22 protein-coding genes are annotated in these 23,938 nt (G+C 39.5%); 15 read left to right on the top strand and 7 right to left on the bottom strand.

Translation table 11 applies throughout. The features are described from left to right. Positions 1 to 166: 166 nt before the first annotated feature. The 3 genes from FTT77_RS03775 (at position 167) to FTT77_RS03765 (ending at position 6,153) form a co-directional block, all read left to right on the top strand. Positions 167 to 1,735 (top strand): type I restriction-modification system subunit M, encoded by a 1,569-nt coding sequence (locus FTT77_RS03775; protein ID WP_180108935.1) that lies wholly within the window; start codon positions 167 to 169, stop codon positions 1,733 to 1,735. Beyond that, positions 1,735 to 2,976, top strand: coding sequence for a restriction endonuclease subunit S (locus FTT77_RS03770; RefSeq protein ID WP_180108934.1), 1,242 nt, complete (start codon positions 1,735 to 1,737; stop codon positions 2,974 to 2,976). The genes FTT77_RS03775 and FTT77_RS03770 overlap by 1 nt, the downstream gene beginning before the upstream one ends. A 213-nt stretch (positions 2,977 to 3,189) precedes the next feature. After that, positions 3,190 to 6,153 (top strand): type I restriction endonuclease subunit R, encoded by a 2,964-nt coding sequence (locus tag FTT77_RS03765; protein ID WP_180108933.1) that lies wholly within the window; start codon positions 3,190 to 3,192, stop codon positions 6,151 to 6,153. 151 nt (positions 6,154 to 6,304) lie between these two features. Here FTT77_RS03765 and FTT77_RS03760 read toward each other — a convergent pair whose 3' ends face one another. Next, positions 6,305 to 6,499, bottom strand: a complete 195-nt coding sequence (locus FTT77_RS03760) for a hypothetical protein (protein ID WP_180108932.1) — start codon at positions 6,497 to 6,499, stop codon at positions 6,305 to 6,307. A gap of 459 nt (positions 6,500 to 6,958) precedes the next feature. Between FTT77_RS03760 and sbmA the strand changes: the two genes are divergently transcribed. The 4 genes from sbmA (at position 6,959) to FTT77_RS03740 (ending at position 11,126) form a co-directional block, all read left to right on the top strand. Further along, on the top strand, positions 6,959 to 8,149 hold the full coding sequence (gene sbmA, locus FTT77_RS03755; RefSeq protein ID WP_180108931.1) for a peptide antibiotic transporter SbmA: 1,191 nt from the start codon (positions 6,959 to 6,961) through the stop codon (positions 8,147 to 8,149). Between the two features lie 471 nt (positions 8,150 to 8,620). Further along, positions 8,621 to 9,592: a hypothetical protein gene (locus FTT77_RS03750; RefSeq protein WP_180108930.1), complete on the top strand. Its 972-nt coding sequence runs from the start codon at positions 8,621 to 8,623 to the stop codon at positions 9,590 to 9,592. A 94-nt stretch (positions 9,593 to 9,686) separates the two neighbouring features. Further along, positions 9,687 to 10,532, top strand: coding sequence for a hypothetical protein (locus tag FTT77_RS03745; RefSeq protein ID WP_180007417.1), 846 nt, complete (start codon positions 9,687 to 9,689; stop codon positions 10,530 to 10,532). Between the two features lie 147 nt (positions 10,533 to 10,679). Beyond that, the gene (locus tag FTT77_RS03740; protein WP_227591924.1) at positions 10,680 to 11,126 is read left to right on the top strand and encodes a hypothetical protein; all 447 of its coding nucleotides are present in this window, start codon (positions 10,680 to 10,682) and stop codon (positions 11,124 to 11,126) included. 108 nt (positions 11,127 to 11,234) lie between these two features. Here the strand turns inward: FTT77_RS03740 and FTT77_RS03735 are convergent, their stop codons facing one another. After that, entirely contained in the window at positions 11,235 to 11,813 is a 579-nt protein-coding gene (locus FTT77_RS03735) for a DJ-1/PfpI family protein (protein WP_168379042.1), read from the bottom strand. Positions 11,814 to 12,228: 415 nt separating this feature from the next. Then, positions 12,229 to 12,783 carry a hypothetical protein gene (locus FTT77_RS03730; protein ID WP_180108929.1) on the bottom strand — a complete coding sequence of 185 codons (555 nt, stop codon included), beginning with the start codon at positions 12,781 to 12,783 and terminating at the stop codon, positions 12,229 to 12,231. 357 nt (positions 12,784 to 13,140) lie between these two features. Between FTT77_RS03730 and FTT77_RS17365 the strand changes: the two genes are divergently transcribed. Further along, positions 13,141 to 13,506 (top strand): hypothetical protein, encoded by a 366-nt coding sequence (locus FTT77_RS17365; RefSeq protein ID WP_252725847.1) that lies wholly within the window; start codon positions 13,141 to 13,143, stop codon positions 13,504 to 13,506. Continuing rightward, complete coding sequence (locus FTT77_RS17360; RefSeq protein WP_257224697.1) at positions 13,503 to 13,847, top strand: DUF4145 domain-containing protein; 345 nt, start codon at positions 13,503 to 13,505, stop codon at positions 13,845 to 13,847. Before FTT77_RS17365 ends, FTT77_RS17360 begins: the two co-directional genes overlap by 4 nt. Before the next feature lie 51 nt (positions 13,848 to 13,898). Here the strand turns inward: FTT77_RS17360 and gatB are convergent, their stop codons facing one another. From gatB to gatC, 3 genes are read right to left on the bottom strand one after another with little or no spacing between them, the layout of a single operon-like run. Beyond that, positions 13,899 to 15,374, bottom strand: a complete 1,476-nt coding sequence (gatB, locus tag FTT77_RS03720) for an Asp-tRNA(Asn)/Glu-tRNA(Gln) amidotransferase subunit GatB (protein ID WP_180108928.1) — start codon at positions 15,372 to 15,374, stop codon at positions 13,899 to 13,901. After that, the gene (gene gatA, locus FTT77_RS03715) at positions 15,374 to 16,852 is read right to left on the bottom strand and encodes an Asp-tRNA(Asn)/Glu-tRNA(Gln) amidotransferase subunit GatA (RefSeq protein ID WP_180022293.1); all 1,479 of its coding nucleotides are present in this window, start codon (positions 16,850 to 16,852) and stop codon (positions 15,374 to 15,376) included. The genes gatB and gatA overlap by 1 nt, the downstream gene beginning before the upstream one ends. A 51-nt stretch (positions 16,853 to 16,903) precedes the next feature. After that, on the bottom strand, positions 16,904 to 17,218 hold the full coding sequence (gene gatC, locus FTT77_RS03710; protein WP_078189985.1) for an Asp-tRNA(Asn)/Glu-tRNA(Gln) amidotransferase subunit GatC: 315 nt from the start codon (positions 17,216 to 17,218) through the stop codon (positions 16,904 to 16,906). A gap of 133 nt (positions 17,219 to 17,351) precedes the next feature. Between gatC and FTT77_RS03705 the strand changes: the two genes are divergently transcribed. The 6 genes from FTT77_RS03705 (at position 17,352) to FTT77_RS03680 (ending at position 22,117) form a co-directional block, all read left to right on the top strand. Next, positions 17,352 to 18,398 (top strand): rod shape-determining protein, encoded by a 1,047-nt coding sequence (locus tag FTT77_RS03705; RefSeq protein WP_086178633.1) that lies wholly within the window; start codon positions 17,352 to 17,354, stop codon positions 18,396 to 18,398. A gap of 16 nt (positions 18,399 to 18,414) precedes the next feature. Further along, on the top strand, positions 18,415 to 19,272 hold the full coding sequence (gene mreC, locus FTT77_RS03700; protein ID WP_078189984.1) for a rod shape-determining protein MreC: 858 nt from the start codon (positions 18,415 to 18,417) through the stop codon (positions 19,270 to 19,272). After that, on the top strand, positions 19,259 to 19,750 hold the full coding sequence (gene mreD / locus FTT77_RS03695) for a rod shape-determining protein MreD (RefSeq protein WP_168379038.1): 492 nt from the start codon (positions 19,259 to 19,261) through the stop codon (positions 19,748 to 19,750). The genes mreC and mreD overlap by 14 nt, the downstream gene beginning before the upstream one ends. Next, on the top strand, positions 19,738 to 20,304 hold the full coding sequence (locus tag FTT77_RS03690; RefSeq protein ID WP_168379037.1) for a Maf-like protein: 567 nt from the start codon (positions 19,738 to 19,740) through the stop codon (positions 20,302 to 20,304). The genes mreD and FTT77_RS03690 overlap by 13 nt, the downstream gene beginning before the upstream one ends. Before the next feature lie 42 nt (positions 20,305 to 20,346). Beyond that, a complete protein-coding gene (gene rng, locus FTT77_RS03685; RefSeq protein WP_111885603.1) occupies positions 20,347 to 21,801 on the top strand; it encodes a ribonuclease G in 1,455 nt (484 codons plus the stop codon). 142 nt (positions 21,802 to 21,943) lie between these two features. Beyond that, on the top strand, positions 21,944 to 22,117 hold the full coding sequence (locus FTT77_RS03680; RefSeq protein ID WP_168379036.1) for a PA1571 family protein: 174 nt from the start codon (positions 21,944 to 21,946) through the stop codon (positions 22,115 to 22,117). Between the two features lie 311 nt (positions 22,118 to 22,428). Here the strand turns inward: FTT77_RS03680 and FTT77_RS03675 are convergent, their stop codons facing one another. Next, positions 22,429 to 23,808, bottom strand: coding sequence for a wax ester/triacylglycerol synthase family O-acyltransferase (locus FTT77_RS03675; RefSeq protein ID WP_180026498.1), 1,380 nt, complete (start codon positions 23,806 to 23,808; stop codon positions 22,429 to 22,431). Positions 23,809 to 23,938 lie beyond the last annotated feature (130 nt).

Below are 23,938 nucleotides of genomic sequence, written 5' to 3'. Positions count from 1 at the left end.
GGGTAAAAAATGGGTACAGGTAAAACGCTATTGACTTTATGGTTCACTAAATCAATAGCTTAGGAGTTGAGTTCAATTGACGCCATCTCCACCAAAATTCAAAAAAGTCGAACCTTCGGGTTCGGCTTTTTTTATGATTAATTAAAAAACATTTTTTGGTACAACAATGACTCAAGTCCAGCTTCAAGAACTGCAAAAACAACTCTGGAATATTGCCAATACTTTGCGCGGTAAAATGGGGGCAGATGAATTCCGTGATTACATTTTGGGCTTGATCTTCTACAAATATTTGTCTGAAAAAATTCAAAATAATGCCAACGAAATTTTATCACCTGATCAAATTAAGTTTGCAGAATTGGTTGAAGATACTGAAATTAATCAAGCATATTTGAGTGCTGTTCGTGAAGAATGTCTTGCCAGTATGGGCTATTTCTTAGCGCCACAAGAATTGTTCCATAGTATGGCAACATTGGCTCGAGCAAAAAAATACATTTTGGATGATGTAATTAAAACCCTTAAGGCAATTGAGCAAAGTACATTGCGTACAGATGCGGCAGATGATTTTTCGCATTTGTTTGAAGACATGGATTTAAGTTCGACTAAGTTGGGAAATACGCCTGATGACCGCAATGAGCTGATTAGCCGTGTAATCGTACATTTAGACGATATTAATTTTGATCTGTCGAATACTGAGTCTGATATTTTAGGCGATGCTTATGAATTCTTAATTGGTGAATTTGCTTCAGGTGCTGGTAAAAAAGCAGGTGAGTTTTATACACCGCAAATGGTTTCGACTTTGCTTGCAAAACTTGTCACCTTAGGTAAAGAACGTCTACGCAGTGTATATGACCCGACTTGTGGTTCAGGATCTTTATTGCTACGTGTAAAGCGTGAAGTCGGCGATGTGGATGCGATTTACGGTCAAGAAATGAATCGTACGACCTATAACTTGGCGCGCATGAACATGATTTTGCATGATGTGCATTATTCAAAGTTTGAAATTAAGCAGGAAGATACTTTAAAACGTCCACAGCATATGGAACTGAAATTTGATGCGATTGTAGCGAATCCACCATTTTCTGCTAAATGGTCTGCGAGTGAGTCATACTTAAGCGATCCGCGTTTCCGTGATTTTGGCAAGTTAGCTCCAAGTTCTAAGGCAGATATGGCGTTTTTACAGCACATGCTTTATCAGTTAGATGAAAATGGGACTTTGGCGATTGTACTGCCGCATGGGGTTTTGTTCCGTGGTTCGAGTGAAGGGCATATTCGTAAGCATTTAATCGAAAAGTTAAATGTGATTGATACGATTATTGGCTTGCCTGCCAATATTTTCTATGGCACGACTATTCCAACCTGTGTGTTGGTGTTGAAGAAAAACCGTGAGCATAGCGACAATATTTTATTTATTGATGCGAGTAACGAGTTTGATAAGCAAAAGAATCAAAACAAGCTTTTGCCAGAGCATTTAGATAATATCGTTGGTGCATTTGAAAACCGTCAAAATATTGAAAAATATGCATACGTAGCGAGTCTGCAAGAAGTTGCTGACAATGATTACAATTTGAATATTCCTCGTTATGTCGATACTTTTGAAGCAGAAGAAGAAATTGATTTAGATGCAATAGCGAAACAGCTTCAAGCCTTAGAAGTGGAAAGTCTAAAAACTGATGCAGAAATTACTAAGTTTTGTGCAGAACTCTGCATTGATTCACCTTTTGCGGAGGTGAAGTAATGGCTTCTCCAAAGTTACGCTTTAAAGAGTTTGATGGGGATTGGTCATTAAAATCTATTAATGATATTGCCTCTAAAGTTGGTAGTGGTAGTACACCTCGAGGTGGGGCAGAAGCTTATGTTGACGAAGGAATAATTTTTATAAGAAGCCAAAATGTAAACGATAATCAACTTTTACTGAATGATGTGGTTTTTATACCTGAATCTACACATGAAAAAATGTCAGGTAGTAAAGTCTTGCCTAATGATATTTTGTTAAATATTACAGGTGCATCTATTGGGCGTAGTTGTGTTGTACCTGAGAGCTTTTCAGATGGAAATGTAAACCAACACGTTTGCATTATTCGCACTCCAAATGATAATCCTATTTTTGTACAATCATTTTTAAGTTCCGAAAATGGGCAAAATCATATTCAGTCTAAACAAGTTGGTGGCGGGCGTGAGGGTTTAAATTTTCAGGCAATACGTTCATTTGACTTTGAAATGCCATCAAACACAGAACAAACCAAAATCGCTTCTTTTCTTTCTTCTGTGGATGAAAAGATTAGCCAACTGACTCAAAAACATGAACTGCTGAGCCAATATAAACAGGGCATGATGCAAAAGCTATTTAGCCAGCAGATTCGTTTTAAAGCGGATGATGGGAGTGAGTTTGGGGAGTGGGAAAAAGCGAAAATAGGTACTATTACAGAAACAATTTTTGGTTATCCTTTTGATAGTAAGGAAATGGTTGAAGGTAGTAGCGGTATTCCCCTAATGCGAGGGATTAATATTGGTGAACGCCATATTAGGCATTCATTCGAGCTAGATCGTTTTTTTCTTAAAGACACGTCTAAACTAGAAAAATATTTTGTCAAAGTTAATGATATTGTTTTGAGTATGGATGGTTCTAAAGTAGGACGTAATTCTGCTTTTGTTACAGAGAAAGATGCTGGGTCTCTACTTGTTCAGCGTGTTTGTATTTTACGTAAAAAAGAGAAAACTAATATTCAATATGTTTACCAATGGATTGTATCAAAAGAGTTTCATAGATATGTAGACCAAGTCAAAACTAGCTCAGGTATTCCTCATATAAGTGGTAAGCAAATTCAAGATTATGAAATTGATTGTCCTTGCCTAGAAGAACAAACCAAAATCGCCAACTTCCTAACTGCCATTGATCAAAAAATTGAAGTCGTTGCACTGCAAATTGAACAAGCCAAACAGTGGAAAAAAGGCTTGTTACAGCAAATGTTTGTGTGATTGTTATATGGTTTTATAAAATTCCTGCATTTATTCAAATGTGGGAATTTTTTTATTTAAGAAAGTACTGAAGGACTCCTAAAAGAAAAAACAGTGATCTGTATCATCAGTTTAGATGTTTATTTGATGAATTTAAAAGATTGAAAAATATAATAAATCTATTAGAATCAAAAGATATACATACCAATAGTTAAAAACTGAGCAGTATTATAAATGTCGACCCAAAAAGAACTTGAACTCGAAAACCAATTTATAGAGCACTTAACAACTTTAGGGTACGAACGTGTTCAGTATAGAAACGAAACAGCCTTACTCGCAAACTTAAAAAATCAAATAGAAAAATTTAACGCACTGACTGCACCACTCACACATGAGCAATGGGAACAGGTGTGGAATTATCTGAGCAGTGAACATACGATTTTCGGCAAAGCCAAGCTTTTACGTGGTTCATACCAGCTTAAACATGATGACGGTACGACCCAAACACTGCGATTTTTAAGTGATGATGCAGAAAAAAATATTTTTCAAGTGACCAACCAAGTGACGGTTCAATACGGTGAGAGCGGTACAGAAACCAGCCGTTTTGATGTCACGCTATTGATCAACGGCTTTCCGTTGGTACAAGTTGAACTTAAGCGTAGTGGCGTAGAAATCGCACAAGCGTTTCACCAAGTGCATAACTACAGTAAAGACGCCTATACATCTGGAAAAGGTTTGTTTGGATACATACAGCTGTTTGTCATTAGCAACAGCGTAAATTGCTTATATTATTCACACGGTACGCCACTGTTTGATTTCACATTTCCGTGGGCCGATGAAAACAACAAAGCAATTAATGATTTGAGTAAATTTACCGAAGCATTTTTAAACGCCGCACATATTACGAAAATGATCAGTAAATACATCGTTCAGCATCAAACAAATGAATGCTTAATGGTGCTACGACCTTATCAAGTCTATGCAGTTGAAAACATGATTCAGCATGTGAAAACCTCAACCGATCATGCCTATATTTGGCATACAACGGGTTCAGGTAAAACACTCACGGCATTTAAAGCCAGTGAAATCATGCGTCAGTTGCCAGAAATAGAAAAAGTTATCTTTGTCGTGGATCGAAAAGACCTAGATAATCAAACCACTAAAGAGTTCAATGCCTTTGTTCCCGACTGCGTAGACCAAACGACCAACACCAAAACATTGGTCGAACAGCTCATCGGTAAACGGCTGAACTCACGAAAAAATGAAAGCAATTTACTCACAGATAAATTGGTCGTGACGACCATTCAAAAGCTGAATAACGCAATTACACTCCCTAAATTCAGAGAGTTGATCGCTGATTTGGCAGATAAAAAAGTCGTATTTATTTTTGATGAATGCCACCGCAGTCAATTTGGTGATACTCACCAAAATATCAAGCGCTTCTTTAAGCAGGCACAAATGTTCGGCTTTACAGGTACGCCTATTTTTCCTGTGAACTGTCAAAGCATTGGTGGCGTGAAATACACCACAGAATATCTATTCCCTAAACGACTGCATAAATATGTGATTGTCGATGCGATAGCAGATAAAAATGTTTTACCTTTTCAAATTGATTATGTGGGGCAATTTACCGCTCATCAGGTGAATGCAGGTGATGAAAAAATACAAGGCATCGATACTAAAGAACTGTATGACAACCCTGAGCGCTTAGAAAAAATTGTACGTTATATTTTAAAAAATCATGACAAAAAAACTGCAAAACGCGAATTTTGTTCAATGTTTTGTGTCAGCTCAGTAGATGTCCTGCTTCAATATTATGCAATATTTGCCAAAGTCCAAGCAGAGTTGGTTGCAGAAGCGGACAAGAAGGAAGAAATTTATACCCCTTTAGTGATTGGTACGATTTTTTCTTTTGGAGCGCAGGACACGACAAACGACGCCAATGACTCCACAACAGGTACGATTTCTGAAGAAGAACTTGAACAGCCGAGTCAAGTTGATATGGGGCGTAAAGCGCAACTTGAACGGATCATTGCAGAATTTAATACGCGCCATCTGACTAGCTATAACTGTGACGAAGGATTTTATGAATATTATAAAAATCTAGGTGATCGCGTTAAGTACTTCAAAGTCCCTAAACCACCTAAAGAAGTTGGGGAGTTGAAAGGTCCGCCAATTGATTTGCTGTTGGTGGTGAATATGTTCCTGACAGGTTTTGACTCATTGCCACTTAATACGATTTATGTCGACAAGAACTTAAAATATCACGGTTTAATTCAGGCTTTTTCGCGTACAAACCGTATTTATAAGCCAACAAAAGCTTTTGGTAATGTCGTGTGTTTTAGAAATTTAAAGCAGGCAACAGATAAAGCTCTTTCTACTTTTGCAGACGACCAAAATTTTGAGCAAGTGATTGTGCCACCGTTGGATCAACAATTAGCAGAATTTAATAAGTGTGTTAGTGAATTAAGAAAAATAACACCTGAGTGTCAGTCAGTAGATGATCTAAAACTCGAAAGTCAGCAGTTGCAGTTTATTCAAGCTTTTCGTGATGTGATTCGTCTACATTCACAACTGAAAATGTATACAGACTTTGATGTTGATAACGCAGTTATAGTGCCGCAAGAACTTGAAGACTATAAATCTAAATATAAAGATTTATATGACAGAATAAATAAAGGTACAGCAGTTGAAAAAGATTCAGTGCTACGTGACGTGAATTTTGCTTTAGATTTTATTATTAGTGATTATGTAAATCAGGATTATATTTATACATTATTAAATATGATTGCTGCTGCGCCACCATCCTCGATTCAAAGGGCTAAACAGCAGCAACAACTCCAATCTTTACTCAGTAATGACCGAAAAATGTATAAAAAAATGGATTTGATTCAGAAGTTTATTGATGAACAAATGCCACGAATGCTGAATGGTCAAAGTGTTCAAGATGCATTTAAGCAGTTTTGGGATGCAGAAAAACAGCAAGCCTACGATGTTTTTTGTAAAGATGAAAATCTTGTGATGGATGAGTTTAAAAAAGTTGTTCAACGCTTTGATTTTACTGAACGTTATCCGCACGCGCATGAAATTCGTCCGTTGCCCAAAAATAAGCCTTCAGCACTGGTGAGTAAAGTGTATTTTGAGGGATTGCATCAGAAAACCAATGCGATTTTAGAAAAATATGATTTACGGATTTAAACGTTAAGCTAAGTTATGAAAAATATTTGCTTAAAAGGAGGGTTCTTTTTTTATGGAATTTAAGAACCTTATCCTGTTTATTCAATAATTGTATGATTAAATTTCTTAGAATAAATATGATTTAAAAACAAATCACAAAGTGAGGCGAAAATTAAATTTCGCGCCAAACTTCATTCTTATCTTTCAATGAAATCGTAAAGTTAAATTTGTCATCATTACTTACCAAAAGGCCTTCTGGCGTTTGCATAATCACTTTTAAAACGGTACCAGTTTCAAAAACCAAAGGACTGCAATTTTCTTTATTTAATGTAATTGGTTTGAGTAATTCAACAATTGCACTTTCCATTTTACTTCCCCAAGCATCGGTTGTTAATTGAACTTAGCATATTATTGGTGAAGAAACAGGTTTTGTAAATGACGTGAGCTACATCGCAGAAAATATTTTAGAATTTTCCATAACTTAAGTTTAAATAATGGTTAAATAAATTAAGGTTTTTTAATCTATTGATATCAAAAATAATTTTAAAATATGACAAACTTTTTAACTGTAATTATATGTCCTAAGGTGTGTTTTTTGTTCCACAAACAATGACCAGATCATCAAAAGGGCATGATTAATAATGAATTTAAGGTGAACTTCAGTTTTCATCCTTAAGCTAACCGAATGATGTGTCGTCTTGTATTTGATTGTTAAATTTCAGATTAAACAGCGTTAAATCTTCAATCTGAACAAGAAAATTAATGAAATAAAACTTATCATCAGCAACTCAAACTAAAAACAAAGATTCAGGGAAATGTAGGACCAATGTTTAAATCTTTTTTTCCAAATCCAAAATGGTTTTTTGGATCATTCCTTATATGGTTCGTGATCAATATTGTCTTGTGGTATAGCGGTGGCAATAGTTGGGGTACGATGTTTGGTTTAGCTGCAAATTATCATCAAGCAGAACTGCCTATTGGTATTAGCCGATTTTGGAGTCCCAAATTTTTATGGTTCTATGCTTGGTTTTTTGTAGCAACGGCGCTTTTTGCAGCCTTTTGGAAGATTAAATCAGATAATCCTTGGCAACGATGGTCTGTGTGGGGAACCGCATTTATCCTGTTTAATGTTTGGTTTAGTGTGGAATGTAATGTCGTAATCAATGCTTGGTATAACCCATTCTATGATCTGATCCAGAAGATGCTTTCAGGTGGTGGGGGCGAAGTGGCGACGTTATATTCAGAGACGCTGACTTTTCTCTATGTGGCCATGGTATATGTCACACTGGCGGTATTGAACCTGTTTTTCGTTAGTCATTATGTTTTTCGTTGGCGTACCGCAATGAATGACTTTTATACTGCGCATTGGGAAAAACTGAGAACCATCGAAGGTGCCTCACAGCGTATTCAAGAAGATACGATGCGTTTTGCAAGAACCACAGAAGGACTTGGGGTTAGCTTGGTTGAATCGGTGATGACCTTAATTGCATTTCTACCTGTGCTGTTAACTTTATCAACACATGTAAAGAAATTACCTGTCGTGGGGGAAATCACCTATGCATTAGTTTGGGCGGCAGTCCTTTGGGCAGTATTAGGGACGGTTATTTTAATGCTGGTGGGTTATAAACTACCGGGTTTGGAGTTTAATAATCAAAAAGTCGAAGCAGCATATCGTAAAGAATTAGTTTATGGTGAAGATCATGCAGATCGAGCAGACCCTCTCACATTAAAAGAATTATTTGGTAAAGTCCGATTTAATTATTTTAGACTGTATTTTCACTATGCTTATTTCAACCTAGTTCGTATTTGGTATATGCAGCTTGATAATATTTATGGGTTCTTTGTATTGTTTCCAAGTATTGCAGCGGGAACAATCACACTCGGTATATTAATGCAAATTTTAAATGTCTTTGGGCGTGTACGTGATTCTTTCCAATACCTGATTTCCTCGTGGACAACCATTATTGAACTGATTTCTATTTATAAGCGTTTAAGAGCATTTGAAGAAAAAAATTAATAATTAATTTTTAATCTTAAAAATGACCTGTAATTAATTACAGGTTTTTTTATGACTTTAATTTTAAGTTAATATATTTCAATAAAATCAATAGATTAATATTTTTAGATGAGCTGTTTTTTTACTCGATTCCATATTGTCGCTCGAATCATGGATAGGCTCAGCTTTATATTATTATTAATAATAGAGGCTTGTTCTGATGGCAGATTTGATAAGCACATAGCGATACATAAATGCTTGCGAAATAACCTAAAAGGGAACGATGATGACCGTTCACCAAGGATAAACGAATACACTTAAATAAAATGTGAAATTCATCAAATTAAAATTAACAACATATGTACACATCTCAAACGTGTACGATTTTAGTGATTAAATTTATAAAAATAATAAATAAAATCAAGATTATAAAATTGTGAAAGGCACTAAATTACGCTATTTTTTAAGGGTGAAATTTTTGAGATTTTTGCTGTGAATTTAAAGGCAATTTTATGGGTGGGGAGTATTGGATTTGCATTACATGGTTGTACCACCATGCAGAGTTTAAACCCAAATTCATTTAATTATTATGCATCACCACAAGAAGTGATCAATCAAAAAGGGCTAAATAGCTCAAATGGCAAGGCGAAAGAATACGTCTATGATTGGGGACCACAAAAGAAAAATGTGGAAGTAGAATCGCTTATACCCAAGCAGAATATGAGCAGTTACTGCCAAGCAAAAAATGGCAAATTTATTCAACTGAATAAAAGCAATTTGAACCAAGTCAAAAATGCATGGAGTCGTAAATTATTAGCGACCTATAGCAGTATAAAACAGGGCACAGGTGTATTTCAGTGTAGTCAGGCAGATGGACAGCGCTGGATGGTTGCTATTGAACCCGTTTCAGAGCGTAAATTAAATGACCGTTCTGAAACCCGCTTAGTCAGTTTGTATACAGCAATCATTGGACCCGAAGAACGTCGCAAAAACTATAATAAACAAGAAGAAACCATAGCTAAGAAAGCCACATCAAACAAAGCAAAACAAACGACAACAAAAAGCAATGCGAAAGATGAAACAAAAAAAGAAGTAGAGACAAAAAAAGAAACAAAAGCCAAAGAGCCTGAAAATAAACCTGTAGTGAAACCAGTTGCAGAAACATCGCAACAGATACAAATGCGCTTATATGTCAATGCACGACGTGACTTAAATGCAGGAAAAAACCAAGTCACCGCTTGTAATAATGCACAGCGCGCTTATAGCTATGGCAAATTAAATGGTGCAAATGCCAATAGAGCCTATGCTGAATCAGGTATGCTCGTTGCAAAATGCTTAACGTCAGTGCCTGCATATAGCAAAAGTTATCCAAACGCCAATGCAAGAGCAAAAGGCATCTTACAAAACTTAGCGACCAACTATAACCATGCAGGGGCAAAAAATATGTTGAATCGTATGAAATAAACCTCAACAGGATAAAAGCCATTTGGGGAAATAAGCTTTTATCCTGATCCAATGATGTACTCAGATAAAGTTTTAAAAATAATAAGGAAAAACCATGAGTTCAGTAAATGAAACTTATTTTAATGCACCATTATTTGACCGTGAATTGACAGAAATTACAGTCAATATCGAGCAAACCCCCTTCTTTTTGAATGATCGTGGGCATCCAACATATTTAGCGTCACTTGGGGCGGGGATTCATTTAATTACAGAGTCAGCCACCAATGCGAAAATGACGATGGGAAATCCCTACGATGTACCTTCCGAAATTTCGACTAAAATTACCAATTGGGGGGAGCAAACGGAGCTTGAATTTGAAGGGCAACACTTCGAGTTTATGCCATTGGTGGCAAGCAAAGAAACCGCGGCAGCTTTTGGTATCACCTTAGTTCAGGCAGGTGAAGCGATTCAGATTCATTCAAATCAAAAACGACTGTCAGAGATTCATTATGAATACGGCATGATGGCAGGTCATTGTTTTGCCTATCTAGATGGCGGTAAGCCTGACTGTAGTGGAAAAACCTTATTTCCTTATGTGGCTACTGATTTAGAACACCATGACTTTCCGCATATTTTTAGCGCGACAGATCAGGATCAATTGCCTCTGGTCATCTCAGTGGGACGTTATTTTCCAAATCTAGGTAAGATTTACTTGGCAGATTTATGGGTCAATCCCGGAGATGCTTTATACATTCCAGCGAAACCCAAATATTCGAATCCAGAGTTTATTGACCTACATAATAATCGTAATGCAGCACTTGCCTGCTGGCGAGGGGATAGTAATAAATCGACATTGACCACCCATAGTTTGCTCGATATCCATGGGCATTTTTACTGGTATTGGAATAGAAGGCCAACGATTCATCCTCTCATCTATGCAGCTACTAGCAAAAATGAATAGTTGAGTTACATAGACCAAACAGCAAATACAGCACTTCATGATACAAAGGTGACTCAAGTTTTGGGAGTTTGGTCTATGGCTTACGGTTTATCTAAAAAATTACATCTACGTTTTTCACGACCAGCAGGTTTGGCTGTATTGACGCTCATGATGCTTGGGACGACGCAAGTGAGTTTAGCGAGTCCGACGGTCGATCAGCTCAGTCAATGTTTAGTAAAATCGACCACTGCCGCAGATAAAACGGCGGTTCTACAATGGACCTTTTCTGCCTTGGCAGCGCATCCAGATTTAAAACAATACAGTAATGTCAGTGATGCGCAAAAAACGCAACTCGATAAAAATCTGGCTCAAGTGATGCAGCGAATTTTGGTGGAGCAATGTTCTACGCAAACGCAGGCTGTAATTAAAGCCGACGGTCTACAGGCTGTAGGCGAAAGTTTTCAAGAGCTTGGTAGTATCACGGGGGATGAAATATTAAAGACGCCTGAAATTAAACAACAATTACAAGGCGTACTGCGTTATGTCGATTTAAATAAATTGGTGACCAAATTTTTAACCCCAGAAATTTGGAATAAGTTAGGTGTGGTTCGTTAATTTTATTTTGAGTAAATAAAAAATGCTCCTTTTATACAAGGAGCATTTTTTATGGATTCACCCTAAATGGATGATGATCCAATGCGTTTTAGTTTCGTGACTCAAGCATTAAATGGTAATCGTCGCGCCTAATGCTTTAACAAATTGCGCCATCCACGCAGGGTGAGCAGGCCAAGCAGGAGCAGTAACTAAATGACCGTCGGTCACTGCATCCGTGACTGCAATATCTGCATACTGACCGCCAGCCAGTTTAACTTCGGCTGCACATGCTGGGTAAGCCGAACAGGTACGACCTTTTAGCACATCGGCTGCCGCTAGAATTTGCGCCCCATGACAAACCGCTGCAATAGGTTTTTTCGCCGCGTCAAATTCGCGTACGATTTCAATCACACGTGTATTCATACGTAAATATTCAGGCGCACGACCGCCCGGGATCACTAAGCCGACATAGTTTTCTGAGTTAACTGCATCAAAGTCATAGTTAATCGCAAAGTTATGACCGCGTTTTTCGCTATAAGTTTGTTCACCTTCAAAATCATGAATGGCTGTGGCAATGCTGTCGCCAGCTTTTTTGTCAGGACAAACGGCATGAACGGTATAACCAAGACCAACTAAAAATTGAAAAGGTACCATTGTTTCGTAGTCTTCAGCATAGTCGCCCACGAGCATAAGAATTTGTTTTGACATGATGTAACCCTCTGTTGAAATATGATTTATATCAATTTTTCATTTACCTTAGCATATTGGAATGACAGTTTTAAGCAGGCTGTAAATTCTTTAGTTGTATATTTTTATTTAGATTTATAAAAAGTTATGGATGGTTATAGTTCAAATTATGATGAGTCTAATAGGCTAGCTGTTATCAATTATTAATGACTTTGGTGTTTTTCACATAGCTTTAAAAAGTTAAATATTTACCTCTCCCTTGTGCAGCAGTGCTGTTCATCTACTAAATGGAGAGGTAAGTAACAATCCATAACGGTATTAAATTAGCAATGGAAGCACCTTCTCCCACTGGGAGAAGGCGGGGGGTAGAGGGAAACTTAAAAAATTAAATCAGATCAGGATAAAATTTCTCAAATCCCTCATTCACCGCTTCACCTCACAGCAAATAGCCTTTCGGTTGGATATAACTATAAATTTCCCGTGCGGGTTGTTCATGCCAGCCAATGTTAAAAGCACAGAGTTTTGGGAAAAATTGCAAATGGCTATAGTTCAGATGGTTATGAATCCAATAGGCGAGTTGTTGCCAATTGCTTTGGTCTTTTTCATAAAGTTTTAAAAATGATGGAATGACGATACATGCCGTTGCACCGTAGCCTTTAGCATCGGGATAGTCCCAAATATGACTGGCAAAGTTTTTCTCATTACTTGCGCAATTATGTCCTTTTTCATTGCCGAGTTGGTTCACGCTTGGTGAACGGTAAGCTGAACGAGTGGCAATACGTCCAAACTTTTCTTGCAGTGGTTCAAGTAGTTCTTCGCAGAGTTTCGAGCCCGTACGAATGGCAATATCAGGATGGTCAGGGACGTTGGGTACACCGTACCAATTGGCGATTTCACTATAGAGAAAGTCGCGCATAAAGAAGGACTTGGAAAGTTGGATACGTCCTAAGTCTTCAAGTTTGCCAATTGAGGATGCTTTTTTGATGGTCATGTTGTTTTTGGTGTGAAGTATTTGGATTGATTGTATGGTTAAAAATATGAAAATTAAATATTTACTTCTCCCTAACCCTCTTTTTAAAAGTGAGGGAATTTCTATTGCAGAACCTATAACGGTATTAAATTAGTAATGGATGCTCCTTCTCCCATTGGGAGAAGGCGGGGATGAGGGGGGATAAGTCCTAAGTCTTTGAGTTTGACGATGGAAAATATTTAGTAGGCGTCTATGTATTTAGTGGTAATTATTTAAAGAAAAATTTCTTTAAATTTTTCAAAGTAATAATAGTTTTAAAACTTACAGATTTGTATGTAAACTTGTTAAATAAAGAAAAATTCAAGCTAGTTAAACATCATGAAAATACTAGAGCTACCAAAAACAATTCTTGATCAAAAAAGTTTTAAATGTCCCCATTGTGGAGCATTTTCATATATGAAATGGGATAATTTATCTTTACTTGTATATGATGACCAAGGCGCTGAACATAACGTTCTAACTAGGGTTCATCAAGCAAATTGTGCATCATGTAATAAAGATAGTATTTGGTATAACCATCGAGAAGTTACTGGTTGGTTAGCTTTACAGGGTATACCTAGACCTAGTGATAACACTGAGCTATTAAGATTATTTCCAGTTCAGGAAGTCAATAGTCAAGATATTCCAGATTATTTACCTGATACGCCAGAAGAAGTAAAAAATTATATAAAGAGGCAGCTTTGATTTTTGAATTGTCACCACGTTCTGGTGCCGCTCTTATACGTTTGGCTTTGGAAAAATTATGCGAGCATTTAGGTGTTAAAAAGAAGAATATTAAAGAGTCAATTGAAGAGTTGGCAAAACAACAAATTATTCCATTAAGAGTTGCACAAGCTGCTGATAATATTAGATTGATTGGAAATGCAAATGTACATCCAGGGATTATTGGTGATGAAGTTTTAGAAGATATTAATCCTGCTATTTTTACTTATATTAATTTAATAGTGGATTATGCTATTACAAAACCAAAGGAAATTGAAGAAATTAATTCTTTATTTCCTGAGCAAAAAAGAGCTTCATTATAGGTTTAAAAAACCCGCTCTAAAGCGGGTTTTTTATTTCAAAATCAATTGGTATTAACCAATCAATTTCTTCATCAATTCATTTACTTGAGCAGGGTTAGCTTTACCTTTCGCTGCTTTCATCACTTGACCAACAAGACCGTTAAAGGCTTTCTCTTTACCAGATTTATACTCTTCAACCATCTTCTCGTTAGCAGCAAGTACGTCTTTAATAATCGCTTCAATCGCGCCTGTATCAGTTTCCTGTTTCAAGCCTTTTTCCGCAATAATTTCGTCCGCAGTTTTGCCTTCTTCCCACATAAAGCCAAATACTTGTTTCGCAATTTTGCCGTTAATGGTGTTATCCACAATACGTGCAATCATACCGCCAAGTTTTTCCGCAGATACAGGAGAATCATGAAGCTCTAGGCTCGCTTTGTTTAAAGCACCTGAGAATTCACCCATCACCCAGTTCGCAGCAACTTTACCTTGTGCAGCACCGCCCGCAGCTTTTACCACGTCTTCATAAAACTCTGACATTTCACGAGTCAGTGTTAAAACGTGAGCATCGTATTCAGTTACACCAAAGTCAGCCACAAAACGAGCACGACGTGCAGCAGGAAGCTCAGGAAGGGCAGCACGTGCCGCTTCAATTTGCGCATCTGCAATGATCACAGGCAACAAGTCAGGGTCAGGGAAGTAGCGGTAATCGTTCGCTTCTTCTTTTGAACGCATTGAACGCGTTTCCATCTTCACAGGGTCGAACAAACGTGTTTCTTGGTCGATGGTACCATCCCATTCCAAGATTTCCATTTGACGTTCAATTTCAACATTGATCGCTTGTTCAATGAAACGGAATGAGTTGAGGTTTTTCAATTCACAACGTGTACCGAAAGGTTGACCCGGACGGCGCAGTGACACGTTACAGTCGGCACGGAACGAACCTTCTGCCATGTTACCGTCAGAAATACCTAACCAGCGAACTAGCGTGTGAATCGCTTTAATGTAGGCAACCGCTTCTTCAACCGAACGCATATCGGGTTCAGAGACAATCTCAAGTAAAGGTGTGCCTGCACGGTTTAAATCGATACCAGATTGACCTTCAAATTGGTCATGGATCGATTTACCAGCATCTTCCTCAAGGTGCGCACGTGTTACGCCAATGCGTTTTACAGTGCCATCTTCAAGTTGGATGTCGATATGACCCAAGCCCACAATGGGATTGTCCATTTGGCTGATTTGGTAGCCTTTAGGAGAGTCAGGGTAGAAATAGTTTTTACGTGCAAATACAGAAGCTTGGTCGATGTAAGCATCGATACCCAAACCAAAGCGAATCGCAAGATCAACTACTTCTTTGTTGAGTACTGGCAATACGCCAGGCATTGCCAAATCAACAAGGCTCGCTTGTGTATTTGGGTCTTGACCAAATGTGGTAGATGAACCTGAGAAAATTTTGGTATTGGTTGCAAGCTGAGTGTGAATCTCAATACCAATCACCACTTCCCAACCATCAATCAGGTTAGATTTTGGTTTAGCAGCGTTTTTAGCCATTATGCATTCTCCTCAGCAATTGCAGCGCGTTGTGTATGCCAATCCGTTGCTTGTTGGTACTGATGCACCACAGACAACAATTGAGATTCTGACCAGTAATTACCAATCAGCTGTAAGCCAACAGGCAAGTTGTCTTTGTCAAAACCAACAGGCGCGTTAATCGCAGGCAGACCTGCCAAGTTCACTGCGATGGTGTAGATGTCGCCTAAGTACATTTCTACAGGAGACAGGTTTGCACCAATCTTATATGCAGTTGTCGGTGCAGCAGGGGCAGCAATCACGTCTACAGATTCAAATGCTTTTAAGAAGTCTTGTTGAATTAAACGACGTACTTTTTGTGCTTTCACATAATAAGCATCGTAGTAACCCGCAGACAGCGCGTATGTACCAATCAGGATACGTTGCTGAACTTCTTTACCAAAACCTTCAGAACGTGAACGTTTGTACAAGTCCATCAAATCCACAGGGTTTTCTGCACGGTAGCCATAACGTACGCCGTCGAAACGAGATAAGTTAGACGATGCTTCAGCAGGGGCAATCAAGTAGTAAGTCGGCACGTAGCTTTCAGTCATGTTTAGGTCAATCTCAACCAAGATTGCGCCCATTTCTTCAAGCTTTTTCAGTGACTCTTCAACGCGTGCTTTCACGTCAGCATCTAAGCCGGCAACGTTAAAGTATTGTTTAGGAATACCAATGCGTAAGCCTTTTACAGAAGTGCCGTTGAGGTTCGCTACATAGTTATCGACGTCTTTTTCAACCGAAGTTGAATCTTTCGCATCATGACCTGCCATCACGTTCATGAGGTAAGCACAGTCTTCAGCCGAACGTGCCATCGGGCCGCCTTGGTCTAAAGATGATGCATACGCAATCATACCGAAACGAGAAACACGACCATACGTCGGTTTAAGACCAGTCAAACCGCAGAATGATGCAGGCTGACGGATTGAACCGCCTGTATCTGTACCTGTTGCGAAAGGCGCAAGATCAGCCGCTACTGCAGCCGCAGAACCGCCTGAAGAACCACCGGGAACATGGTTTAAGTTCCAAGGGTTCGCAGTCGCGCCGTAGAATGAGTTTTCACTTGTTGAACCCATGGCGAATTCATCCATGTTCACTTTACCTAAAGTGACAAGGCCCGCAGCTTTACCTTTCGCTACAACGGTCGCGTCGTAAGGAGAGATAAAATTGTCCAGCATTTTAGAACCAGCAGTGGTTTTAATGCCTTGGGTACAGAAAATATCTTTATGCGCAATTGGTACACCGGTCAACGCAGTTGCATTGCCTGCTTTAATTGCAGCATCAGCCGCATCTGCTTGCGCAAGTGCTTGTTCAGCTGTCACGGTCACGTATGACTTGACTTGAGCATCGATTTTTTCAATGCGTTTTAAATAGTGTTCAGTCAATTCGCGTGAAGAAAATTTAGCGCCAGCCAAACCTTCAGACAATTCACGAATTGATAAGCGATGTAAATCTGTCATGAGAAATATTTCTTTACGTTTAATTTGAAAAAATGTTGATCTGAATAAAAATTATTCAATCACACGCGGAACAAGGTACAAGCCATCCTGTACGGCAGGAGCAACTGCTTGATATGCTTCGCGATGATTGGTCTCAGATACCACGTCTTCACGTAAGGGCTGTGGATTGTCGAATGGACTTTTTAGTGGTTCAACACCGTCAGTATCGATGCCTTTCAGGGTTTCCATCATGCCTAAAATTTTATTTAAACTTTGAGCATAGTCGGCAGATTGCGCTTCATCTAGCGACAATCGAGCCAGATGGGCAATCGCTGAAACTGTTTGTGCATTTAGATCTGCAGAATGCTGTGCATCCGATGTAGACATAACATTACCTAATCAGTATTAAAAAAATTCAAAATATCGTGGCTTATAATAAGCGATTGACTTGTTCAAATCATCACATTTAGTTAAAGTTGCCACCTTGCGTCCATATAAAAGTTTAACTGAGAACGTCCCCGTGATTCTAAAACGACTAATTGGCTTGTTTTCGCCGGATCTTGCCATTGATTTAGGCACTGCAAATACACTTATTTATGCGCCAGGACGAGGCATTATATTAAATGAACCGACGGTGGTGGCAATTCGCCACAGTGGTTCACAAAAAATCGTTGCCGCAGTAGGTCTTGACGCGAAGCAAATGCTAGGTCGTACACCTGCAAATATTTCTGCGATTCGCCCAATGAAAGATGGTGTGATTGCAGATTTTGAAGTCACTGAAACGATGTTGAATCAATTCATTGGCAAAGTGCACGAAAAACGTTTGTTCCCACCTGCACCGCGTGTCGTGGTGTGTGTGCCATGTAAATCGACGTTGGTGGAACGCCGTGCAATCCGTGAAGCTGTATACAATGCAGGTGCACGTGAAGTTCGCTTAATTGAAGAGCCAATGGCTGCTGCAATTGGTGCAGGTATGCCTGTTGAGCAAGCTTGTGGTTCGATGGTTGTCGATGTTGGTGGTGGTACAACTGAAATCGCGATCATTTCACTTCAAGGTTGTGTCTATGCAGACTCACTACGTATCGGTGGTGATGTATTTGATGAACAAATCATTAATTACGTGCGTAAAGCACATGGTTGTGTGATTGGTGAAACCACTGCAGAAAACATCAAAAAAGAAGTTGGTATGGCGCTTCCAGAAGAAGGTGCAAAACCTTTGGAAATCGAAGTCCGTGGTCGGAACTTGGCTGAAGGTGTACCTCGTGCGATTACCGTAACTTCTGATGAAGTGACTCAAGCGATTTCTGATCCACTGCAAAACATTGTGGCTGCGGTTAAATCTGCACTAGAGCAAACGCCACCTGAGTTGTCTTCAGACATCGCAGAACGCGGTATTGTGTTGACTGGTGGCGGTGCATTACTTCGCAATCTTGATAAGCTTCTTGCAAAAGAAACAGGTCTTCCTGTCGTGGTTGCAGAAGATCCACTATCATGTGTTACACGTGGTGGTGGTAAGGTTCTCGAATTCTTCGATAACCCAAATCATGACATGTTATTTGTAGGCTAAGAAAAGGACTCGGCGGGTGCAAACGCAACTGTTTTCAAGACAACCGCCATCTTTTCGCTCATTTATCATTGCGGTGATTACATGCTTGGTGGTGCTTTTCTTTGATTGGCGCATGCCACATGTAATTCAACCGGCCAGAGACGTCTTGTATGCGGCATATAATCCAATTTATGCCCTTGCAAGCTATCCAGTGTTATCGCGAGAATGGCTGAATCAACAAACCAAGTCTGAAGCTCAATTACGTCGTGAAAATACCGCGATGCAAGCAGAGTTAATTCAGGCTCAAGTCCGTTTACAGAAACTTTCTGAACTTTCTGCTGAAAATACTCGACTACGTGGACTACTCGATACACCACTCATCATTGATGGTCGTATGGAGATTGCCGAAGTCATTGGTACTGATGCTGATCCCTTACGTCATATTATTGTGATTAACCGTGGAGCCAGCAGTCAGCTTAAAGTGGGACAAACTGTACTCGATGACAAGGGCATTATGGGGCAAATTATCAATGTTTACCCGCATAGTAGCCGTGTCATGTTGCTCTCAGACAAAGAGCACTCTTTATCCGTGCGTATGGAGCATACAGGTATGCGCGCAATCGTTACGGGTACAGGTGACTTAGGTCGACTTAAGATGGAATACGTGCCAACCAGTGCGAATATCAAAGTCGGTGAAAAAGTCTATAGCTCAGGGCTAGGGGCACATTTCCCAGCAGGATATTTGGTGGGGACAGTCTCGAAAGTCAGTCGTCACAATAGTGGTGAATTTGCCCAAATTGATATCAATCCTGCTGCCCAATTGGCAGGTGGTCATCATGTGGTTGTGCTATTTTCCGATTCTTTAGCGATGGAGCAACCGCATGTCACTCGCTAAGCTTAGTCGTCATACAGAGCGCGACCCATTATTTCCAATTATCTTTTCCATCATTTTGGCATCCGTGCTGATGGTGTATCCGCTTTCTTATGACCTATCGGGTTGGCGCCCATTATTCATGATGATGATCATGCTATTTTGGGTCCTCTGTCAGCCGACATGGTGCGGTGTTTGGTTTGCATTTGCCACAGGTCTCTTTACGGACTTATTGACTGATGCGCCATTTGGCATGAACGCACTGAGTTTTGTGGTCATTGCATTTGTGACACGCTTTTTGACCCGTGAACGTCGTATCCTCACATTTGGTAATTTATGGATTATTGCTGCAATGGCAATTTTCGCGCATTTACTGTTTGTGTGGATTGTTCAAGTGATGGGTGGAGCACAGTTTTCATTTGCCCGCCATTGGCAGCCAATTGTTACTAGCTTACTCATTTGGCCAATCATGTATTACTTCTTGAGAAAATGGCGCATATAATTTTAGCTTCGAGTTCTCCTCGACGACGCGAACTATTGCAACAATTAGGTCTGGAATTTGAAATTTTCAGTCCAGATATTGATGAGTCCGTGTTGGAAGGAGAACCTGTAGCGGATTATGTAGAGCGTTTAGCACGTGCTAAAGCTTGCGCAGTACAACAACAATTCCCTGATGCTATTGTTATTGCCGCCGATACCAGTTTAGGCGTTGATGAGCACATTTTAGGAAAACCAGCGTCGAAAGCACATGCTTTTTCTATGTGGGAAATGATCTCTGGACGAAAACATGATGTGTTTTCAGGTGTTTGTGTCAGTACAAAAGATCAAATATACAGTATAGTAGTGCGCACACAGGTTGAATTTCAAACGCTGAGTCTAGCTGACATGGAAAGCTATTGGGCAACAGGTGAACCAATCGGCAAGGCGGGAGCCTACGCCATTCAAGGAATTGCTGCGCGCTATATTCCTTGTATTGAAGGGAGCTACAGCAATGTCGTTGGGCTGCCTTTGCATGAAACCGTACAGTTATTACAGACAGTTAAGGCATTAAATTAACTGCTGCAACACAAGAATTTTTATAATGTTTTGAGTTTTGATATGTCTGACGAGTTGTTGATTAACGTCACACCGATGGAATGTCGGGTGGCGTTGATTCAAAACGGTACGGTCAATGAATTATTTGTTGAGCGCACCGTGAAGCGTGGGTTAGTGGGCAATATTTATAAAGGGAAAGTTGTTCGTGTGCTTCCGGGTATGCAGGCTGCTTTTATTGATATTGGATTGTCGAGAACGGCTTTTTTACATATCAATGATATGGTCTGGCAGCGCAATCAACCGACCCCGAACGTTTTTGAGCTGTTACAACCGGGACAAGTACTCACCGTACAAGTGATGAAAGATATGTTGGGTACAAAAGGTGCACGACTATCAACTGATCTTTCTATTCCTTCCCGTTACCTCGTTTTAATGCCATATGGCAGTCATACCGGTGTTTCACAGCGCATTGAGTCTGAAGAAGAACGTGATCGCTTGCGTAGCATGATTGAACGCATTCAAAAGGAACACAATTTACCGGGTTCAGTCATCGTTCGTACTGCTGCTGAAGGTATTCCTGAATGTGAAATTGCGCAGGACATGGCTTATTTAGCAAAACTGTGGGAATACATACAACGTAAACAACGCAGTATTGTTGTGCCATCTTTGATTTTTGAAGAGCTGCCTTTACCGCAACGCGTCATCCGTGATTTAGCCAACGAAGAAACGTCTAAAATTCAGGTCGACTCACGCGAAGTACATGGCAAATTGCAAGAGTTTGTCCAAGAATTTGTACCGAGTATGCAAAATCGCTTACTGCATTATCCAGGTGAGCGTCCAATTTTTGACTTGTACAATGTCGAAGAAGATATTCAGAAAGCCTTACAGACACGTGTAGCACTTAAGTCTGGCGGCTATCTGATGATCGATCAAACTGAAGCCATGACCACGATTGATGTCAATACTGGCTCCTATGTTGGTGGTCGTTCACTTGAAGACACTGTGTTTAAAACCAATATGGAAGCCACACAGGTCATTGCACGTCAGCTTCGACTACGTAACTTGGGCGGGATTATCATTATTGACTTCATTGATATGCAAGAAGCACATCATCGTGAAGAAGTGATGAGCCAGTTTGAGAAAATGCTCGAGCGCGATCATGCAAAAACCAAGATCACTCAAGTGTCTGAGCTGGGTTTGGTGGAGATGACTCGGAAACGCACCCGTGAATCTTTGGAGCATCTTCTTTGTGATTCTTGCCCAACCTGTCAGGGGCGTGGTTATGTGAAAACGGCTGAAACAGTTTGCTATGAAATTTTCCGTGAAATCTTGAGATATGCACGTGCTTATGAGTCACAAAGTGGTTTTACCGTGGTGGCACATCCGTCGGTGATTGACCGATTGTTAACTGCTGAAGCACCTGCGGTAGCTGATTTAGAGCACTTTATTAGCCGTGTGATCAAGTTCCAAGTGGAAAATTTATATACGCAAGAGCAATACGATATCATTCTGAGCTGAAATTGTAACAGAATATCGTTAAACACTTGTTACAACTGAGATTTTACTTTTGAACTGTTATTTTGAATACTAGACACATCAAATAGCCAAAGCCATTTTCCTGCATTGGACTTGAAAATGGCTTAGCAAAAAGAGGTGTACTATGGGTGTTAGTAAAACAGTAATGAAAAGTGGTCTTAAAACTGTTGTTGAAGCAAAAGCGATCCATTCAGGTTATATCGTGGATGAGCGTGGTAATGAGGTTCAAATTACAGCGTCTATGATTCGTTCTGCTTGTCATCAGTTACTTAAACAGTGCCGAGCAATTAAAGCTTAAATATTGAAATATAAATAATGTAATCCAGAGGGTTAAAGTGCTAACGCGCAATTCTAAAATATTTAATGCGCTAAAATTTTATAAATAATGGAAAATAAACTTAATTATCAGTTCGTATCTACAAGTCATAATTAAACAATAGCAACGGATTTGTTCACCTAAATTTTAGCTTATACACATAAATTGCTCCAAAAAATCAATCAAAGTTCAAATACTAAAAAACCGTCTAGATTGTTTAATTTAGACGGGTTTTTATCATTATGTATGGTTCAAGATGCTGATGAATTGATACCAAATCTAGAAACAGGCGGTTAGCTAACCGCCTGTAACTTTGGGGAATCTTGGTTCACAATAGTTTCAAATCGTTGAATTTCTTCTTCCAAATGCGTGAGTAAATTTTGCATTTTTGGCAGCGCATTACGACATGCGGTTAAACCAACTTCAAGCTTATCTAAATAGCTGGTCATGGTGATATTAAGCGCTTGACCATCCAAAACAATAGACGCTGGGTAGAGCGCTTCTAAACGTGCACCATTCCAATATAACGGCTCTTGTGGGCCGGGAACATTCGAAATGACCAAGTTAAAGGCCTGACGTTTTGGCATGAAGCCTGATGCAATATTTAAACCTGCTGCACTGTAGACAAAAGCACTGTAGTTTAAAATTTGATTCGAGTTCATCCGCTTAAAGCGCTCTTTGGCATTGAGCACACTACGACGCACAATCTTCAACCGTTCTAGCGGATCTTCTTTATGGGTTCCAAGATTGGCCAAAATCATGGTAATACGGTTTGACATATCTGAATCATCGGTACGCACAGATGCAGGCACCATGGCAATCAATGGCTTTTTAGGTAATGCATTTTGTGTAATTAAATACTCACGTAATGCACCTGAACAAATTGCGAGCACAATATCGTTAATTGTTACACCAAGTGACTTGGCAATATGTGACAAACGTGAAAATTCAAAAGACTGAGCAGCGAAACGACGTGAAGAACTGACCCGTTGGTTTAATATTGAACTCGGCGCTTGGAAGCTAGACACATAATCTGGGTTACGCCCCATATCTTTCATCACGGTTTGTGACAGTTCGTACAAAACTCGTGGAGTAGAGTCAAGTTGTCCCTTAATGGTCGATAACAGACCTTTCATACGACTGGCTTTAGGCTGCTTCAGGCGTTTTGCACGAGGGCCTTCTACACACCATGGTGGCACAATACTTTTAGCATCTGGGTCATGCGAAAGCGATTTTTCAACTAAACGCATACCTGCAATGCCATCGACCATCGCGTGGTGGATTTTGAAGTACATGGCAAAACGATTGCCTTCAATGCCTTCAATAATATGGCAGGTCCAAAGCGGTTTTGCACGGTCAATCAGCGCACTGTGTTCCTGTGAAATATAAGTCAAAAGTTCACGGATACGACCGGGATGCGGCAGTGCGATATGGCGGAAGTGATGATCTAAATCAAACTCTTCGTCTTCATCCCAAAAGAAGCCGTTGAGTTTATTGTTAAAAGGAGGAATAGGAATGGATTTTGAATTACGAATATCTGCGACTAAATCTTGAATAAAAGTATCTGGTGCATTGTCAGGGATCTGAAATAAAAATAGACCACCTACGTGCATCGGTTGTTGCCGTTTCTCTAAATTTAAGAATATGAAATCAATAGGATGTAATGGACGCATAGCGTTGATTGCCTCACTGCAATTTCTACAGCTGCTCATGTATGAGTAGCATTGTTAGAATTATTAAATTGTCATTTGCAGTATAGCGTTTTTACGTTGAAATGATACGGAATTATGTGTATCTATGCGT

Origin of the sequence: Acinetobacter sp. YH01010, from assembly GCF_013420775.1 — a bacterium.
GTDB lineage: Bacteria > Pseudomonadota > Gammaproteobacteria > Pseudomonadales > Moraxellaceae > Acinetobacter > Acinetobacter amyesii.
The sequence above is the reverse complement of the archived record's forward strand: the minus strand, read 5'-3'. Positions and strand labels throughout refer to the sequence as shown.

Bases quoted from the DNA above. Each gene is read 5' to 3' on its own strand.
- FTT77_RS03675 (WP_180026498.1), bottom strand. From the start codon at position 23,808: ATGCGTCCATTACATCCTATTGATTTCATATTCTTAAATTTAGAGAAA.
- FTT77_RS03730 (WP_180108929.1), bottom strand. From the start codon at position 12,783: ATGACCATCAAAAAAGCATCCTCAATTGGCAAACTTGAAGACTTAGGA.
- gatA (WP_180022293.1), bottom strand. From the start codon at position 16,852: ATGACAGATTTACATCGCTTATCAATTCGTGAATTGTCTGAAGGTTTG.
- gatB (WP_180108928.1), bottom strand. From the start codon at position 15,374: ATGGCTAAAAACGCTGCTAAACCAAAATCTAACCTGATTGATGGTTGG.
- FTT77_RS03680 (WP_168379036.1), top strand. From the start codon at position 21,944: ATGGGTGTTAGTAAAACAGTAATGAAAAGTGGTCTTAAAACTGTTGTT.
- rng (WP_111885603.1), top strand. From the start codon at position 20,347: ATGTCTGACGAGTTGTTGATTAACGTCACACCGATGGAATGTCGGGTG.
- FTT77_RS03775 (WP_180108935.1), top strand. From the start codon at position 167: ATGACTCAAGTCCAGCTTCAAGAACTGCAAAAACAACTCTGGAATATT.
- FTT77_RS03740 (WP_227591924.1), top strand. From the start codon at position 10,680: ATGATGCTTGGGACGACGCAAGTGAGTTTAGCGAGTCCGACGGTCGAT.
- FTT77_RS03735 (WP_168379042.1), bottom strand. From the start codon at position 11,813: ATGTCAAAACAAATTCTTATGCTCGTGGGCGACTATGCTGAAGACTAC.
- mreD (WP_168379038.1), top strand. From the start codon at position 19,259: ATGTCACTCGCTAAGCTTAGTCGTCATACAGAGCGCGACCCATTATTT.
- sbmA (WP_180108931.1), top strand. From the start codon at position 6,959: ATGTTTAAATCTTTTTTTCCAAATCCAAAATGGTTTTTTGGATCATTC.
- FTT77_RS03770 (WP_180108934.1), top strand. From the start codon at position 1,735: ATGGCTTCTCCAAAGTTACGCTTTAAAGAGTTTGATGGGGATTGGTCA.
- FTT77_RS03745 (WP_180007417.1), top strand. From the start codon at position 9,687: ATGAGTTCAGTAAATGAAACTTATTTTAATGCACCATTATTTGACCGT.
- FTT77_RS03760 (WP_180108932.1), bottom strand. From the start codon at position 6,499: ATGGAAAGTGCAATTGTTGAATTACTCAAACCAATTACATTAAATAAA.
- FTT77_RS17365 (WP_252725847.1), top strand. From the start codon at position 13,141: ATGAAAATACTAGAGCTACCAAAAACAATTCTTGATCAAAAAAGTTTT.
- gatC (WP_078189985.1), bottom strand. From the start codon at position 17,218: ATGTCTACATCGGATGCACAGCATTCTGCAGATCTAAATGCACAAACA.
- FTT77_RS03765 (WP_180108933.1), top strand. From the start codon at position 3,190: ATGTCGACCCAAAAAGAACTTGAACTCGAAAACCAATTTATAGAGCAC.
- FTT77_RS03690 (WP_168379037.1), top strand. From the start codon at position 19,738: ATGGCGCATATAATTTTAGCTTCGAGTTCTCCTCGACGACGCGAACTA.